Below are 16,427 nucleotides of genomic sequence, written 5' to 3'. Positions count from 1 at the left end.
GGCGCTCCCGCCGGTCGAGCGAGTGGCCTCGTCACCGGGTAGCGTTCGCCACCCCGTCACGATGGGGGCGACGCCGTCGTGATCTCGAATCGTGCGCCGCCAGCGTCGCCTTCAGTGACCGTGATCTCCCAGCCGTGGCCCTCGACGATGTCGGTCACGATGGACAAGCCGAGTCCGGTGCCGTCGTCGCCAGTCGTGTACCCACGGTCGAACACGTCGTCGCGCTCGTCTTCGGGGATCCCACTGCCGTCGTCTTCGACGTAGAACCCGTTCGGATGCGTGCCGACCTGGACGGTCAGCGGGGTGGTGTTGTGATCGACGGCGTTGCGAAACAGGTTCTCGAAGACGTTCCGGAGCCGTGACGGGTCGGCCTCGACGCTCGCTGTCTCGGACAACTGACACTCCAGGGTCGCTCCGTCGGCCTCTACGGTGTCCCACGCGTCGGCGACGAGGGTCGGCAGATCGACCGGTTCGGTCTCCTCGACCTCGCTCCCGGATCTGGCCACGGTCAGCATATCGTCGATCATCCGCTCCATCCGGTCGAGATTTCGCTCGACGGCCGCGGCGTGTTCCTCGGTGGCCTCCTCGCGGACGAGACCGAGCCGGAGCTGGGCGGCGTTCAGCGGGTTCCGCAGGTCGTGTGAGATCATCGACGCGAACTGGTCGAGGCGCTCGTTCTGTCGCCTGAGCTGTTGCTCGCGTTCTTTGAGCTGTGTGACCTCCCGGAGAACCACGAGCCGTCCCCGCTCTGTCCCACTGGCGTCGGTGAGCTGTGACACGGTCGGAACGAAATGGCGGTCCTGTTCGTCCCGGGTGATCGTAACGTCCGACTCGCCGGACTCAGTTGCGTCGACCACGCGCTGCCAGGCCCGGTCCGGGAAGAACTCCGCGGCCGGCACACCGGTGTAATCTGGCCCGACCGTCGAGAGCTCCAGGGCGGCCGCGTTGCCGTCGATAACCTGATCGTGCTCGTCCAGGGTGACCACTGGATCCTCGATGTTGTCGACGAGTTCCTGCCGGGCGATCGGGACGATATCCAGAAAGTCCCCACGAAAGAGCGCCCAGGTGACGACGAACACCATCCCGACGAAGCTGAACGGGGAGAGGCTGACGTCCGGAACCAGAAAGACGCTGATCGATCCGATCAGGATGACCGGGGTCGTACTCAGCAGTAACGCGAAACTCTGCTGCCGACGAACGCCCCGCGAGGTCAGAACCTCGCTGAGGAAGATGAGAAAGCCGACGAAAAAGAACGTGTAGCCGACGACGATGAACACCCAGAACGCGGGGCCGACCGCCGCGGACGCACTGGTCAGCGACGCCGATGGCGATAGCGACCGATAGTAGAGGTGGTGGGACGGGTTCGTCCAGGCGACGACCTGCTGTGGGATCATTCCGACGCCGAGCAACGCGCCGACCGTCCCGCGCGACGGAACGACGAAGCCGGCGTACTCGGCCGCGACGAGCACCCACCCCGTCGCGAGGATGCCCGCGCCCAGCGACGTGAGGTTCTCCCCGGCGAACGCGAGCCCCATCGTCGTCGCGAGGGTGACGACCGCGGTGCCGAGACTCCAGACGCTGGCACCGAGGAGCAACAGGACCAGCCCGACTGCGCCGGGTTTGTCGCGGTTGTCGAGAACCCGCGGAAAGAGAACGAGCGGGAGGAGTCCGGCGACGACGTAGAGCCCGGTCAGCAGGACCCGATCCGAGACCATGTTCTCGAAAGGTCCCGTTCTCGTATGTTTATATTTTCATATGTTCGGCCGTGGGCCACCGAACCGCCGTCACGAGTCCGACGTAGTGCGGTCGATTCCTGGCAGCCCGTTTACTACTCCGATTAACTGATCAGAAAGAATACGTTTCGTCCACCTCAGTCACTGTCGAACGGCGGCCGCGTCGAGAGCAGTAACAGGAGCAACCCGGCGCTGTGCCCGCGCGGTGTCCAGCCGTAGACGTGATTCAGGAGGACGTAGGTCACGATCCCGAGCGCGAGCGAGAGCCCCCACGCGGCGACCGCGACCCGCCCGACCCTGGCGTGAATGGTGTCCCGCAGTTCCTCGGGCGAGTGGGTCAGTCCGAGGACGACGGCGTGGAGGACGACCGGCACCGCCAGCGCCGACAGCAGGATGTGGATCGCGAGCATGATGAGGTAGGCAACCCGGACCGCACCCTCGGCCAGGATGGCCTTCTCGAACCCGCCACCGACTTTCAGGAGATAGAGGACGAGAAAGACCATGATGAGGGTGAAGGCAGTTAGCATGGCCGCGCGGTGTTTGCGGATCTGGCCGTTCCGGATGAAGTAGACGCCGGCGACGATGGCGGTGAGCGCGAGCGTGTTGACGACGGCGATGGCGTCACCCAGGAAGATGACCGTCTCACGGCTGAGGTCGGGCAGCGGGAGGAACCCGCCGAACGCACCGATCACGAGGGCGTACCCGATGATCGAGAGGACGGTCGTGACGGCGCGGGGGTGAGCCTTCGGCCAGCTTTGGTCGTCGGCGACTGCCATAGGCGGTCGTGAGGTCGCCTCGGGCATCAGTCCGTCGCATCCGGGCGAGCAGTGGCGGTCACGGTGGCCGGACCGGCGGTCGGGGCCGTCTCCAACGGCAAGAGTGAAAGTCACCAACGTGTTACGAGATGGCATGAGCGAAGCGCAGGAACAGCGGACGATCCGGTGTCTGGTCGGAAAGGTCGGGCTGGACGGTCACGACCGCGGCGCACACGTCATCGCGCGGGCGTTCCGCGACGCCGGCTTCGAGGTCATCTACTCGGGACTGCACAAGGCCCCCGACGAGATCGTTCAGGCGACGGTTCAGGAGGACGTGGACGTGCTGGGCATCTCCATCCTCTCGGGCGCACACAGCACGCTCGTCCCGAAGATCATGGACGGCCTCGAAGAGTACGGCGCGAAAGAGGACACGCTGATCCTCGTCGGCGGGATCATCCCAGAGGAAGACCGGGACGAACTGCTCGATCTCGGCGTCGCGCACATCTTCGGTCCCGGGGCCTCGATGGACGAGATCGTCGATTTCGTCCGCGAGAACGCGCCCGAGCGACGATGAGTCGACTCATCGACGATCTGCTCGACGGCGACCACCGCGCACTGGCCCGCACGATCACCAAGATCGAGGACCGTGCGCCGGGCTACCGCGATCTGGTCTCGCAACTCCACGACCACACCGGCGACGCCGACGTGATCGGCATCACGGGCAGTCCCGGCGCGGGCAAGTCCACGCTCGTGGACAAGATGGCCGAGGAGTACCGCAACCGCGGGCTCACCGTCGGCGTCATCGCCATCGATCCGTCCTCGCCGTTCACCGGCGGCGCGGTGCTGGGCGACCGCATCCGGATGGCCTCGAACACGGGCGACATGGACGTGTTCTTCCGTTCGATGTCGGCTCGTGGCACGCTCGGCGGCCTCTCGACGGCGACGACGGACGCCGTGAAAGCGCTGGACGCCTTCGGCAAGGACAAGATCATCATCGAGACCGTCGGGGCGGGACAGAACGAGGTCGACATCGTCAGGACCGCCGACACCGTGGCCGTGCTGGTCCCGCCGGCCAGCGGCGACGACGTGCAGATGCTCAAGGCCGGCATCCTCGAGATCGCCGACCTGTTCGTCGTGAACAAGGCCGATCTCGACGGGGCCAACCGCACGGTGCAGGAACTCCGCGAGATGATCGAGATGCGCCGGGACGAACTCGCCGTCGCCACGGGCCACCACGGCACGGTCGAGAAGACCGGCGACGAGAGCGGGACGAACGACGCGACCGACGACGACACACTCTCCTGGTCGCCCCCCATCGTCGAGACGGTGGCCAAGCGCGGCGACGGACTGGACGAACTACTCTCGGTGCTCGCCGACCACCGCGAGTATCTGGTCGAATCGGGGCGACTGGAGACCAAGGCCCGCGACCGCTACGCCGCCGAGATCAGGACGCTGCTACGGGAAGACACGGCCGATCTACTGGCCGCGGAGATCGAGGAACGCGGTGGGCTCGATCAGTTCGTCGATCGCGTGCTCGACCGCGAGACCGACCCCTACGCGGTCGCCGACGAACTGCTCGGCCCCATCGAGGAGTGCATCGAGGAGCACAGTGGATGACCGCGTTCCCACGTTCCGAGAACCGGCGGCGAACTTTAGGCCAAGTCGCTTGTAGACGCATTACAAGACCATCCCGACCATCGGACGGCGAAATCGGCAACGAGATCGCCCTCCGTCGGGAGCAGGTGATACCATATGTGTGACAATCACGCACACTCCAGGCGATCGAACCGGCAGAATCGCTACCGCCGACGGACGGTCCTCGGCGGACTGGGTGCGGTCGGTGTGGCGGCGCTCGCGGGCTGTTCGCAGAACGGGGGCACCGGTACCGACGGGACGGGTGACGTGCCCGCTGCGATAACGCTGACCGAGGGTGACACCTGCGAGGTGTGTGGAATGAACATCGTGAACCATCCGGGACCCTCCACGGAGATCTTCTACCCAGGCCACCAGCCGTCGGGCCACGAGAACCCGGCGCGGTTCGACAGTACCTGGGAGGCGTTCCAGTACGATTTCGAGCGGGATGAGCGCGGCTGGGAGCGGTCGGTGATGTACGTCACCGACTACTCGGCGGTGGAGTACGAACTGTTCGAGTTCAGAGACACCACGGGCATCTCGACACACCCCGAGGCGTCGGCGTTCGCGCCGGCCAGCGACGTGACCTTCGTCGCCAACTCCGAGGTCGTCGGTGCGATGGGCAGGGACCTGATCGGGTTCGGTGACGAGGGCGATGCCTCGTCGTTCCGGGACGAGTACGGGGGCGAGCTCGTCACGGTCGACGAGGTGACGCCACAGCTCATCTCCCAGCTCGGCCGATAATGGACGTCAAGTACGTCCTCGCCGGTCTCGTGTTCGTCGTCCTCCTGACGGCGACGGGGTTCACCGTCGATCCCCACGGGGAGCGCGACGTGGAGTCCGTGTCGTTCGACTCCACGCTCACTATGGGGATGACCGGCGTCGACGTCGAGGAAGCCGAGGAGCGCAATCTCTCGATCCCGAAGGCCGAAGTGTTTTTCTCCCAGTACGAGTACGTCGTCGGCTACTACGGGATCGAGGCCGTCGCGACCCACCTCCGTGGACCGCGCACGACCGAACAGTTCGGCGAACCCGTCGGCGTCCTCGTCACCGACTACGCCGGGACCGACCCGGCGCTGAACGAGAACGGCTTTCTGATCGAACGCAACACCCTCGGCGGCGGGTGGGTGTCGGCGCGAAACGCGGCCTTCGTCGTCGACAGCCGCGCCCGGACGCCGGGCGGACCCGCGATCGTCCCGTTCGGCGAGCGAACGGCCGCACAGTCGTTCGCGGACAGGTACGGCGGACGGGTCGTCGACTGGGCGACGGTCCAGTCACGGTCCGCCGAGCGGACCCCGCCCGAGACCCAGGTGACCCGGATCACGGCGAACCGGAGCGAGTGGGCCGACCGACAGGTCGACACGACATCCCGGCTCCGGGACCGGCCCGTGTCGGTCGTCGTGGGCGAGGACGCGCCGACGCTGGCCGCAGCCATCGAGCGCGCGCCGGCCAACACCACGGTCCGACTCCCGACGGGTAGCTACGAGGGCAACGTCACGGTCGACAAGCCACTGACGCTGTCCGGTGGGGGAGCGGACACGCACGTCCGGGGTGACCGCGAGGGGACCGTGATCTCGGTCACGGCCGAGCGAGTGGCCGTCACCGACCTGCGGATCAGCGGCGTCGGGTCGACCGGCGCGCGGTCGTTCAGCGACGCCGAGGGCGGCGACTGGGACCAGTTCGTCCGCCTCGCGTACGGCCGCGGCGACTCCGCCATCCGCTTCATCAACGGCACCGGGTCGCTCGTGGCGGGCGTCGACATCGATACCCGGGCCAACGGCGTCCTCGTGCGCGGCGGACGGGGACTGGTCGTCCGGGACTCCCGGATCGAGGGGCCGCCCGAGTGGCAAGACGGCTTCATGGGCGTGCTGGCGATGTTCGATCCCGTCGTCGTCCAGAACGTCACGTTCGAGGGGGGCCGCGACGGCGTGTACACCCACCGGGCCAACGGGATCGTCGTCCGTGACTCCCGGATGTCCGGCCTCCGGTTCGGGGTCCACGAGATGTACACTTCGGGGGCGCTGATCCGGAACAACACGGTCCGCCGAGCTTCGACGGGCGTGATCGTGATGACCCGACCCCGGGGGAACGTCCTCCGAGGCAACGACGTGCGCGACAGTGAGGCGGGGCTGATCGTCGCCGGGAGCGCCTCCTTCGTCGCCGAGAACGTCGTCGCGGACAACGAGGTCGGGCTCGGCATGGCGGCCGCGCGGTCCTACGTTGCCCACAACGTCGTCGTCGACAACGGGATCGGGATCAGGGCGGACCTCCTCCTGCCCTCGCTGACGGTCACCGAAAACGACATCGTGGCCAACGACGAGCAGGCCGAGGCCGAGATGGGCCCGGTCCGCATCTGGACGGCCGACGGTCGCGGGAACTACTGGGGGCGGCTCCCGGGCGTCGATGCGGACGGTGACGGAAGCATCGACGACTCCTACCGGCCCACTGGTGCCGTCGACGCCGCGCTCCTCACGTCCGAGGGGAGCCTCACACTCCGGGAGTCGCCCGCGGTGACGCTGCTGCGGTCCGTCCGGGACCGCCTGCCGGGTCTCCGGTCCAGTGGCGTCGTCGACACCGCACCGCTGACCGAACCGACGCGACCGGACGTGCTCGCGCGAGTGAACGGAAGTCGACCATGACCGACGAATCAGCCGACACCACGACCGACGGTACAGCCGAGACGGGGACAGCCGATGCCGAAACGACCGAGACAGCCGACGAGCCGGCGACGGGCGGGACAGGGGCCGCCGATCCGGCGCTCGTCGTCGAGGACCTGACGGTCGCGTTCGGTGATCTGGTCGCGGTCGACGAGGTGTCCTTCGCCGTCGAGCCGGGAACCGTGACCTGCCTCGTCGGCCCGAACGGGAGCGGCAAGACCACGCTGATCCGCGCCATCGCTGACCTCGTCGGGGCCGACCACGGCAGCGTCGAGCGTCCCGAGAGCGCCACCCGTCCCGTCGGCTACCTCCCGCAGGCACCGGCGTTCCGACCGCAGTTCACGGTCGCCGAGACACTGCAGTTCTACGCCGACCTGACCGGCGAGGATGTCGACGTGGACGCGACCGTCGAACGGGTTGGGCTAGGTGGCGTCCCGGACCGCCGAGCCCACGCGCTGTCGGGCGGGATGACGCGACTGCTGGGCATCGCACAGGCGACGGTCGGGGACCCGCCACTGGTCCTGCTCGACGAACCCTCGAGCGGGCTCGACCCGATGATGACGCGTCACGTGTCGGACGTGATCACCGACCTCGCCGCGGACGCGGCGGTGCTGGTGACGAGTCACGACCTAACCGCCGTCCAGCGGATCGCGGACCAGGTCCTCGTGCTGGATCGAGGGCGAATCGTCGCGGCCGACAGCCCGGCAGCGCTGATGGCGTCGACCGACACCGACGATCTGGAGTCGGCGATGAGCGAACTCGTCGCGAGCGAGTCCGGACAGGTCGCCACCCGCGGCGGGGAGGTGGACGAATGAGCCGTGCACGGACCGCGCTGATCGTCGCCCAGCGGGAGTTCACCACGTTGCTCCGGACGCCGACGATCCTCGTCCTCGCGCTGGGGTTCGTGGTCGTCGTCGCCGGGTTCGTCGTCGCCGCGGGGACCGGTGGCTACCTCCCGTTGATCCTCGATCTCGTCGCGCCGATGGAGATCCTGGTGCCACTGCTCGCCTTCGCCTTCGGCTATCGGGCGATCCAGTCGGACGCCGATCGGGGCGAACTGGAGACGATCCAGACCTATCCGGTGAGCCGTCTCTCGTTCGTCGGCGGTGTCTTCCTCGGCCGGCTGGCCGGGCTGTTACCCGTCGTGCTGGTCTCGCTGGGGCTATCGGCCGCCGCGGTCGTGTTCGCGCCCGGTGACGCCGTCTCGGTCGTCGTCAGGCACGGCACGGTCGACGCGCCCGTCCTCTTCCTGCGGTTCGTGGCGCTCACCGTTCTGTTCACGGCGGTCGCACTGGCCGTGGCAGTGGCCGTCTCGGCAGCGGCCCGGTCGGCCCGCGAAGCGCTGGCCATCGCTGTCGTCCTCGTGATCGCGCTCGTGCTCGGCTTCGACGCCACCATCGTCGCGGCGCTGTCGGGCGGGCTGATCGGCCCCGACGCGCTCGGGACGCTGACGGCGCTCAGCCCGAACAGCGCCTACCGCGGGCTCGTCTACACCCTCGCGGTCGGCGACGTGTACACCCGGAGCGCCCCGACGCCCTCGCTGGTCGCGGGCGTGGCCGGATTGACCCTCTGGTTCGTCGGCGCGCTGGGCGTGGCCGTCGCCCGCGTCTGGCGCGGGTAACTCGCGGCGGTCGCCGCCTGCCCCATCACGTATAAACGCCTGACGCCCCTTGATTCTCGCATGAAGCTCCGCAACGTCGCACTGGGGGCGCTGGGTACCGCCGGAGTGATCGGCGCGGCCAACCGACTGCTGGGCCGACGCGCGGACGGCCTCGACTCGCCGCTCGACGGCGAAACCGGGACGTACCGCTGGCGCGGGTTCGACGTGGCCTACGTCGAGGCCGGCGACCCGGACGCTCCCGATCTGTGCCTGTTCCACGGGATCAACGCCTCCGGTTCCAGCCACGAGTTCCGCGGCATCTTCGACGCCCTCGCCGAGGACTACCACGTGATCGCGCCCGACCTGCCCGGCTTCGGGCGCTCGGACCGGCCGCCACTGCTGTACTCCGGGTCGCTGTACACCACGTTCGTCGGGGACTTCCTCGACGACATGACCGAGGACGCGACCGTGATCGCCACCTCGCTGGCCGGGGCCTACACCGCCGTCGCGGCCGCAGACACGGACGTCGAGGAACTGATCCTGGTCTGTCCGGACGCGACCACCTTCGAGGGGCAGCGGCCGCTGGTCCGGTCGCTCGTCCGCACGCCACTGCTGGGGACTGCCCTCTACAACCTCGCGACGTGCAAGCCCGCGATCCGCTATTTCAACACGGATCACGGCTACTACGACGAGGCAAACGTCACGGACGACCTGGTCGACTACCAGTGGGCGACGGCCCACCAGCCAGGCGCGCGCTTCGCCCCCGCCTCCTTCTTCGGCGGCTTCCTCGACCTCGACGCCGACCTCGGGGAGGTGCTGGCGGACCGCGACGTGCCCGTGACGCTGGTATGGGGCCGGCAGGCCACCGTCTCACCGCTCGACGACGGCGAGGCACTCGCGAAGCGTGCGAATGCCCGACTGCTCGTGTTCGGCGAGTCCGACGTACAGCCCCACGTCGAACACGCCGACCAGTTCGTCCGCCGGGTCGTCCGCGGCGAGGAACCCGGCGACGCGACCAGCATCGAGATCGAACGACCCGGTGACACCGCCGAGACCGAGGAATAGGGCGGGGGTCGGTCCCCGTGCCATTCCGACCGCCGTCGGCCCCCTCGCCGGCAGTGGTGGCTCCTGGCTCGCGGGTGAAACCCTCGTTGCCGTCCAGTTTCCGGCCGTTTACGCGATCGCCCGAACCGGACTACCGTCGGACGAGTGCCCCGGCGAGGACGAGTGCGCCCAGAAACCAGCCACAGAGCGCGAGTGAACTGATCACCGTTGGCGGGCCGCCGGGGACGGTCACGCCACCGGGGGCGAAGACGAACGCGAACGCCAGCCCCCTGTAGGCGCTGGTGGGACTGAACGCGAGGAGCGAGGCGGTCAGGTCGGGTGCGGGAAGGGTCGCAGTGATCGCGCCGACGAGCGCCCCGTCGATGCCGACGACCAGGGCCAGCACCGCGCCGGTGGCGAGCGCGAGCCCGTTCCACGTCGAGCGGACCGCGGCCGAGACCAACAGGGCCAGCGCCAGCGCCACCAGCGCGAAGGCGGCCGTCAGGACGACGAACCGGAGGAAAAGCGTCGGCGAATCGGCGGTCCCGAAGGTCGCCACGGCCGTCAGGGACTCCGTCCCGGTGAGCGGGACGACCAGCGCCGCCACCGCCAGGCCGACCAGAACGACGCCGAGGAGCGCGACCGCGCGGCCCACGTAGACCCCGAGGACGTACAGCCGGTAATCGACCGGATACGTCCGCAGACGCGCCAGTTCACCCCGCTCCCGATCGCCCAGCAACGACCGGTAGCCGAAGGCGAAGGCCAGGACGGGCACCAGCGTTTCGAGGGGCGTCAGGAGATCGAACGAGAGGGCCAGATACGCCGGGGGCGGGTCGAGCCAGGCGACGCCCGCGACCAGCCCGACGAAGCCCACGCTCAACAGGACCAGGAGGCGGGTCCGGAAGACGGTCTCGAACTCCCGCTGGGCGATCGCCAGCACGTGCTCGCGGATCACCGGGAGACACCTCCGTCGAGGCCGGCGGAGACCGCGACGCCGTCACTGTTCCCGTCACGCGTCAGGGCGGCGATCGCACCGTCCAGCGTGTCGGCACCGGCCGTGGCGCGCAGGTCGGCCGGCGATCCGGTCGCGCGGAGTTCCCCACGGTCGAGGACGAGCACCCGGTCGGCGAACCGATCGACGAGGTGCAGGTCGTGAGTCGACACCAGGATCGTCTGCCCCGACGCGGCGAGGTCGGTGACGACGGCGGCGACGTGGCGCGTCATCTCCGGGTCCAGCCCGCTGGATGGCTCGTCGAGTACCAGCACCGGCGGATCGCCGACGACTGCCTGCGCGATGCCCAGCAGTCGCACCATCCCGCCCGACAGCGCGCCGACCCGCCGGTCCGCGACCGGGGTCAGGCCCACCCGGTCGAGGACCGCGTCCACGTCGTGACTCCCCGCGACCAGCGAGCAGTAGAACGCGACGGTTCGACGGACGGTGAACTGGGGGCGAAACTCGGGGCGCTGGGCGAGATAGCCGACCGTACGGTCGCCGGCCCCGGCGACCGTAACCGTCCCCGCGTCGGGTTCGAGGACGTTCGCGACGAGCGCCAGCAGGGTACTCTTCCCCGAGCCGTTCGGGCCGACGACGCAGGTGACGGAGCCAGCGTCGACGCCGACGGAGAGGTCGGCGAACACGGACACGTCGCCGTGGGCGTAGTCGAGCCCCTCGACGGTGACGGCTGTGGATCGCGCCGGTTGCTCGGTCGATGCGTCGGTTGGGTCGGTGGTGGATCGTTCGGACATCATTCCTCCGTGGAGACGTTCAGTCGGTCGAGTCGGCCGGGGTGGGTCGGGTCCGACAGTGGCGCGGGATCGACGACGGCCGCTGGACGCAGTCCGGGGACGGCCTGCTGGAACGCCCGGCGGAGGTCGACGGCGGTCGAGTGGGCGAGGACGAACTCGCCGCGCCGTTCGCGTGCGCGGCCGTCGAGGGTGTCCGTCGGGCGGAACGCGCGGTCGACGACCCCGTCGCCGTCGCGGTCGGTCCCCGGGATCGACCCCCAGTAGTTGCCGCGGCCGTCGACGGCCCAGACGGTCAGCCGGCCGAGGTCGACCGCGACGGGCCGGTCGTTGCCGACGACGTCGTTGCCGGTCACGTCGTTGGTCGGGAACAGCGTCGTCGACCGGAGTCCGACGCCGTTCGCGGCGACGGTGTTGTTCGCGACGATGGACCGGCTCGTGCCGATGGAGATCCCGACCTCGTTGTCGACCGCGACGTTGTCGACGGCGTAGGAGGCCGTCCCCGCGGTCTCGACGCCGACGCCGTTGTCCCGGAGCCGGTTCCCGACGATGGCGTTGCCCGTCGGCCGGGTCATGACGTAGATCCCGATGTCGGTGTCCACGATCGTGTTGTTCGCCAGCAACGTGTCGCTGGTGTACATCTCGTGGACCCCGAACCGCATCCCACTCATCCGGGAGTCCCGGACGACCAGCCCGTCGGCGTAGTGGGTGTAAACGCCGTCGGCACCGCCGTCGACCGTCGTGTCCTCGATCACCATCCGGGAGTACATCGCCAGTACGCCCATCCCGCCAGTGTCGGTGTCCTCGCGCCCGTCGACCCGGACGCGACGAACGACCGCCCTCGAACTGTCGAAGGCGACGACGCCGTTCGCGTCCGTCTCGATCGTGACGTTCTCGACCAGCGAGCCGGGAGCCGTCGAGAGCCGGATACCCGCGTCACCGCGCCCGTAGACGAGCCTGATGCGGCTATCCCAGGCGGGATCGGCCGCCACTTCGCTCTCGTCGACGCTCACCAGTTCCCGATCCCCGACCCCGGTCACCCGGAGGTCGGTGACGCCGACGCGGGCGCTCGCGGCGGTCAGCACCGTCCCGTTCCCGCCGCCGTCGAGGACCGTCGCCCCGCCCGCGCCGTCGATCGTGATCGGCTTCCCGACGGTGAGGTTCACGTCGTATCGCCCCGGTGGAATGCGGACTGTCGTGTTCGGTGGGGCGTGCTCGACGGCCGCCGCGACCGTCGGCGCATCCTCGCCGACCGTGACCGAGACCGGTCGCTCGCCGAGCACGCTTGCGTTCCGGACCTGTCGGTCGGCCCATCGCAGTCGCTCGTCCGTCGGCGGCGCGGGCGGGCCGGTCGCCGCTCCCGACCCGTGTCGGTCGGTCAGCGTCTCCCAGTCGAGCACCTCGCCGTCGTACTCGTTCGCGAAGGCCGACGCCGCGTCGCGGTCGCCGAACGGGACGGGCGTGGGACCGGCGGGCGTCCGGGCCCCCGTCCCGACGACGTACCACGCGTCCGTGGCGCGCGTCCAGCCCGTCGGCCTGTCCCGCGATCGGTTCAGGTATCCGTCCGTGGTGAGCGTCGGATCGGTCCCGGCGAAGTCGGTGACGTGGGCCGCGAGCGGCCGGCCGAACTGTTCGGTGTACCGCCCCGTCGTCCCCGCGAGGAGCGCGTCGATCCCGTGGAAGCCGACGACGTACTCGTACTGGGAGTAGAACACCTGCCCGCGTGGGATCGCGTGCCCGTCGGCCTCGGCCTGCTGGACGTCGACGCCAGTCAGCCCCGTCTGGAGCGTCCGGTCGAACGGAACCGGCGAGAGGTCGGCCTCGGTCGCTGGGTTCGCGACGAACCCCGTCGTCGCGACCAGCAGCGCCAGTCCGACGACCGCGCCCGCGACGACGACTCCCCTCATGGCTCGCTCGGTCCGGTCGCGGTGGTGTTCCGTCTCCGGTCGTGTGTCGTACTGGTCCCTACCACGGCTGGAAGTGTGGCAGCGGGACGGCCGGGAGCGCGATACCGAGGGCCGCGAGCCCGTGCTGGAGCGGGATGTACCCCAGCGCGAGGAAGGCGACACCCAGTCCCCGGTGGAGGACCCGGCTGCCGCCGACGTCGAGCGAGGCGAACACCGTCCCCGTCAGGAAGACGGCGGGGACGGTGCCGAGCCCGAGCGCGGCCAGGGCCGTCGCGCCGCCCAGCGCCGAGCCCTGCGCGAACGCGTACAGGTAGGCAGGGTACAACAGTGGACAGGGGAGCAACCCGTGGACGGCACCGAGGCCGACGATCCGTGGGCCGTTCACCAGATCCTCGACTCTGGGGAGGACGCGTGACTGGACCGCTGCGCCGAGTCGGGCCAGGCCCGGTAAGCGCACGTCGCCACCGACTCCTCCCGTCACGTACCCGATGCCGGCGACGCCGACGGCGAGGCCGACCGCGATCCCCGAGACGGCGTGGATATCCGTCGCCAGCCGCGTCAGATCCCAGAGGCCGACGAAGAGGAGTTCGCCAGCGAGCCCGAACAGCCCGCCGAGGAGCGTGTAGCTCGCCGTCCGGCCGACGTTGAACAGCGCGTGCTGGCGAACCTCGCCGAGCGTGAGCGTCCCCGCTCGCCCGCCGTCCATCCGGTCGGCGTAGGTGACGACGAGCGGGCCGCACATCCCGATACAGTGGGCGCCACCGAGCAGGCCGACGAGCGCCAACAGGCTCAGGCTGAGCGTCTGCGTTCCGAACAGTGGATTCGCTGGTGTGCATGTCGTGAACATCAGTACGCGTCGACGACCGCGGACACGTCCGAGCGGAGGCGCTCGGGGTCGGGAGTGTCCGTCCGATACGCGCGTTCGACGACCCCGTCCGGGTTCCGGAGGAAGGTCACCGAGAGGTGGATGAAGTCGTACTCGGTCAGCCGACTGGACTCGCCAGCACCGACGCGGTCGAAGGTGATCCCGAGTTTCTCGTCGACGACCGCCTCGGCGCGGTCGACCGACTCGGGACGCAGGAAGTGCCAGTTGCCCGCCTCGAAGTCGACGTTCAGCCGCTCGCCGTAGGCCCGGAGCGCCTCGGCGTCGTCGCGCTCGGGATCGAACGTGATCGCGAGGAACCGAGTGGCGTCGGTGAGGCCATCCTCGACGATCCCCGCCTGGACGTTGGTGAGTCGGGAGATCAGGCTGATACACTCGGCGGGACACGTCGCGAAGAACCCCGTCACCAGCAGCGTCTCGTCGAGGTCGGCCGTGTCGACGGTCCGCCCTCTGAGAGGGTCCGGCAACGTGAAGTCGGGCAGTCGCTCCCCGTAGGCCGGATACGGGATGTCCTCGCTGTCGAACTGCTGATCCTTCGGTGGGTCGAGGACCGGCTCCGGAGCCGCCGAGTCGCCGCTCACCAGCGTCTCGAGACACCCGGCCGTCGCCACGCCAGCACCGCAACAGATCGACTGGAGGTAACGCCGCCTGTTCATCGTATGCCGGTCCGGACCGCCCGACGGTAAGGCGTCTGGTGCGTTCCTCGAAACCTTTCGAGCAACGCACCACACGCGTTTTCTTCCTCGGTCCGGTACCGTCGACCATGACGAACGACACGGGCCCAATGGTAGATCGACGCACCGCGATCACGCTGCTGGCGGCCGGCGCGACGGTCTCGCTGGCGGGCTGTAGCGGCGGCGACGGGAACGGCACCGACGACACGCCGACCGAGGCGAGTCCCAGCGACGGGACGACGACCGACGACGGGACGGCCGAGCCCAGCGGGGAGTCACTGGAGCCCGTCGACGTCCCGGCGGACGCGTCGTGTGCGGTCTGTGGGATGCCAGCCGGGAAATCGAAGTTCTCGGACTGGAACGCACAGGCCGTCCACGAGGACGAGACCCGGGCGTACTTCTGCACCTCGGGCTGTGCGACCACCTACTACGCCGTCCCCGAGGCGTTCGCCGAGACGGATGCGGCCGTCGCCGGGCTCTGGGTGACGGACTTCGAGACCCACGAGTTCGTCGACGGAACCGAGGCGTTCTTCGCGCTCGAAACCGACTCCGACCGACTCGAGGACCCGATGGGACTGAACCCCGCCCCGTTCGCCGACCGCGCGGACGCGGTCGCGTACGTCGACGCGGTGGCGTACCTCACCGAGGACGACATCGTCGACCTGTCCGCGTTCGACCGCGACCTGGCAGAACAGTACCGCGGCACCCATCTGGAGTAGGCGGTCGCGACCTGCGTTTTTGCCCCGAGCTAGCCGTGGAAACTCGCGTCGACCAGCCGCGTGAACCGGTCGACGAGCCGATCCGACAGCGACGGCGTGACCGCTTCGAGGAGACTTCTGGTCTCCGCGGGCCGGGTCAGGCGCAGGTGGGCCCGGCCCTTCGAGTCGAAGTATTTCTCCGCGACACCGGCCTCGACCAGCGTCGAGACGTGAAAGGAAACGGTACTCCGCGCGAGGTCGAGTTCGTCCGCGAGTTCCATCGCCGACACGCCGTCCGAGTCGAGTGCGTACACGATGACGTGTCGGGTCGTCTCCCGGCGCAAGAGCGCGATCGTCCGCCGCTCCCACCCGTCGTACCCGTCGGTGAAGTAGTGTGTCCGCCCCTGGATCTTCTCGACGTCGAGTTCCCGCGCGTCGAGCAGTCGGCGGAGGTGGTACTGCGCCTGGCCCGCCGCGATGTCGAGCTCCCGGACGAGCCCCTTGTAGTGGACGCCGGGATGGGCGTCGACGTGTTCGAGGACCTGCTGTCGCACCTCGGTCATGTGCAACGAGGTTGGGCACTGACGGGTAAAGCCGGGACGTGCGTTCTCGGTTCCTGGGAACGGGCAAATTCGAGGTGCCGAACCGCGATCACTCCAGGGACGGCGGCCCCAACTGCAAGAGCGCGTAGAGCACGAGCGCGGCGACCGCCAGGTCGGAACTGTGTTCGATCAGGTGATGCACGGGCATCGGGACCGCGCCGAGAACGGTCCCGATACCGACGACCGACCGGACGACGAGCAGGCCCAGCACGACGGTCATCAGCAGGTACGTCCGCGTCCGTCGCCGCCGGTATCCCGCGAGGCCGATCAGAAACAGCGTCGCGGTCCCCAGTGTCGCCAGTACGAGGATCACGAGCAGGACAGCAGCTTCGGTTCCCGTCAGCCACTCTCCGACAGCCCCGACCATCTCTCTTCCCGGTTCACACTGCACCGGTGTGTGTATTACGACTCGGCGGCGCGGTGTCGACGGCCCAGCCGTTGCTGATCCGATCGGCGGTCACGGCAGCAGATCCGTCCGCCGCGGGACCCGGCGAACCCA

Annotated in this window: 17 protein-coding genes; 8 read left to right on the top strand and 9 right to left on the bottom strand. The window is 69.1% G+C overall.

Features of this window, described 5'->3' with window-relative positions; all coding sequences use genetic code 11:
- Positions 1 to 56 precede the first annotated feature (56 nt).
- On the bottom strand, positions 57 to 1,715 hold the full coding sequence (locus BMX17_RS10720) for a sensor histidine kinase (protein WP_092659830.1): 1,659 nt from the start codon (positions 1,713 to 1,715) through the stop codon (positions 57 to 59).
- A gap of 155 nt (positions 1,716 to 1,870) precedes the next feature.
- On the bottom strand, positions 1,871 to 2,509 hold the full coding sequence (locus tag BMX17_RS10715) for a DUF420 domain-containing protein (RefSeq protein ID WP_092659828.1): 639 nt from the start codon (positions 2,507 to 2,509) through the stop codon (positions 1,871 to 1,873).
- Positions 2,510 to 2,642: 133 nt separating this feature from the next.
- Between BMX17_RS10715 and BMX17_RS10710 the strand changes: the two genes are divergently transcribed.
- The 7 genes from BMX17_RS10710 (at position 2,643) to BMX17_RS10680 (ending at position 9,442) form a co-directional block, all read left to right on the top strand.
- Entirely contained in the window at positions 2,643 to 3,062 is a 420-nt protein-coding gene (locus BMX17_RS10710) for a cobalamin B12-binding domain-containing protein (RefSeq protein WP_092659826.1), read from the top strand.
- Complete coding sequence (gene meaB / locus BMX17_RS10705) at positions 3,059 to 4,105, top strand: methylmalonyl Co-A mutase-associated GTPase MeaB (RefSeq protein ID WP_092659824.1); 1,047 nt, start codon at positions 3,059 to 3,061, stop codon at positions 4,103 to 4,105. The genes BMX17_RS10710 and meaB overlap by 4 nt, the downstream gene beginning before the upstream one ends.
- 135 nt (positions 4,106 to 4,240) lie before the next feature.
- On the top strand, positions 4,241 to 4,864 hold the full coding sequence (locus tag BMX17_RS10700; protein ID WP_092659822.1) for a nitrous oxide reductase accessory protein NosL: 624 nt from the start codon (positions 4,241 to 4,243) through the stop codon (positions 4,862 to 4,864).
- Entirely contained in the window at positions 4,864 to 6,759 is a 1,896-nt protein-coding gene (locus tag BMX17_RS10695; protein WP_092659820.1) for a NosD domain-containing protein, read from the top strand. Before BMX17_RS10700 ends, BMX17_RS10695 begins: the two co-directional genes overlap by 1 nt.
- The gene (locus tag BMX17_RS10690; protein WP_092659818.1) at positions 6,756 to 7,592 is read left to right on the top strand and encodes an ABC transporter ATP-binding protein; all 837 of its coding nucleotides are present in this window, start codon (positions 6,756 to 6,758) and stop codon (positions 7,590 to 7,592) included. Before BMX17_RS10695 ends, BMX17_RS10690 begins: the two co-directional genes overlap by 4 nt.
- Positions 7,589 to 8,398: an ABC transporter permease subunit gene (locus BMX17_RS10685; protein WP_092659816.1), complete on the top strand. Its 810-nt coding sequence runs from the start codon at positions 7,589 to 7,591 to the stop codon at positions 8,396 to 8,398. Before BMX17_RS10690 ends, BMX17_RS10685 begins: the two co-directional genes overlap by 4 nt.
- A gap of 60 nt (positions 8,399 to 8,458) precedes the next feature.
- Complete coding sequence (locus BMX17_RS10680; protein WP_092659814.1) at positions 8,459 to 9,442, top strand: alpha/beta fold hydrolase; 984 nt, start codon at positions 8,459 to 8,461, stop codon at positions 9,440 to 9,442.
- 130 nt (positions 9,443 to 9,572) lie between these two features.
- Here the strand turns inward: BMX17_RS10680 and BMX17_RS10675 are convergent, their stop codons facing one another.
- The 5 genes from BMX17_RS10675 to BMX17_RS10655 are packed head-to-tail and all read right to left on the bottom strand — an operon-like array spanning position 9,573 to position 14,610.
- The gene (locus BMX17_RS10675; protein WP_092659812.1) at positions 9,573 to 10,376 is read right to left on the bottom strand and encodes an ABC transporter permease subunit; all 804 of its coding nucleotides are present in this window, start codon (positions 10,374 to 10,376) and stop codon (positions 9,573 to 9,575) included.
- Positions 10,373 to 11,167, bottom strand: coding sequence for an ABC transporter ATP-binding protein (locus tag BMX17_RS10670; protein ID WP_092659809.1), 795 nt, complete (start codon positions 11,165 to 11,167; stop codon positions 10,373 to 10,375). Before BMX17_RS10670 ends, BMX17_RS10675 begins: the two co-directional genes overlap by 4 nt.
- Positions 11,167 to 13,071 carry a NosD domain-containing protein gene (locus BMX17_RS10665; protein ID WP_092659807.1) on the bottom strand — a complete coding sequence of 635 codons (1,905 nt, stop codon included), beginning with the start codon at positions 13,069 to 13,071 and terminating at the stop codon, positions 11,167 to 11,169. Before BMX17_RS10665 ends, BMX17_RS10670 begins: the two co-directional genes overlap by 1 nt.
- A gap of 58 nt (positions 13,072 to 13,129) precedes the next feature.
- Positions 13,130 to 13,918: a sulfite exporter TauE/SafE family protein gene (locus BMX17_RS10660; RefSeq protein WP_092659805.1), complete on the bottom strand. Its 789-nt coding sequence runs from the start codon at positions 13,916 to 13,918 to the stop codon at positions 13,130 to 13,132.
- Positions 13,918 to 14,610 (bottom strand): SCO family protein, encoded by a 693-nt coding sequence (locus BMX17_RS10655; RefSeq protein ID WP_092659803.1) that lies wholly within the window; start codon positions 14,608 to 14,610, stop codon positions 13,918 to 13,920. The genes BMX17_RS10660 and BMX17_RS10655 overlap by 1 nt, the downstream gene beginning before the upstream one ends.
- Positions 14,611 to 14,717: 107 nt before the next feature.
- On the opposite strand from BMX17_RS10655, the gene BMX17_RS10650 reads away from it, so the two are divergent.
- A complete protein-coding gene (locus BMX17_RS10650; protein WP_211611322.1) occupies positions 14,718 to 15,347 on the top strand; it encodes a nitrous oxide reductase accessory protein NosL in 630 nt (209 codons plus the stop codon).
- Positions 15,348 to 15,376: 29 nt separating this feature from the next.
- Here BMX17_RS10650 and BMX17_RS10645 read toward each other — a convergent pair whose 3' ends face one another.
- Together BMX17_RS10645 and BMX17_RS10640 are read right to left on the bottom strand one after the other, a co-directional pair.
- Positions 15,377 to 15,889: a winged helix-turn-helix transcriptional regulator gene (locus BMX17_RS10645; RefSeq protein WP_092659801.1), complete on the bottom strand. Its 513-nt coding sequence runs from the start codon at positions 15,887 to 15,889 to the stop codon at positions 15,377 to 15,379.
- A gap of 88 nt (positions 15,890 to 15,977) precedes the next feature.
- Positions 15,978 to 16,295, bottom strand: a complete 318-nt coding sequence (locus tag BMX17_RS10640) for a DUF7471 family protein (protein ID WP_092659799.1) — start codon at positions 16,293 to 16,295, stop codon at positions 15,978 to 15,980.
- Between the last annotated feature and the right edge of the window lie 132 nt (positions 16,296 to 16,427).

The sequence above is a fragment of the Halorientalis persicus genome, assembly GCF_900110215.1.
Classification (GTDB): domain Archaea; phylum Halobacteriota; class Halobacteria; order Halobacteriales; family Haloarculaceae; genus Halorientalis; species Halorientalis persica.
This window is presented reverse-complemented; position numbering and strand designations above follow the sequence as displayed.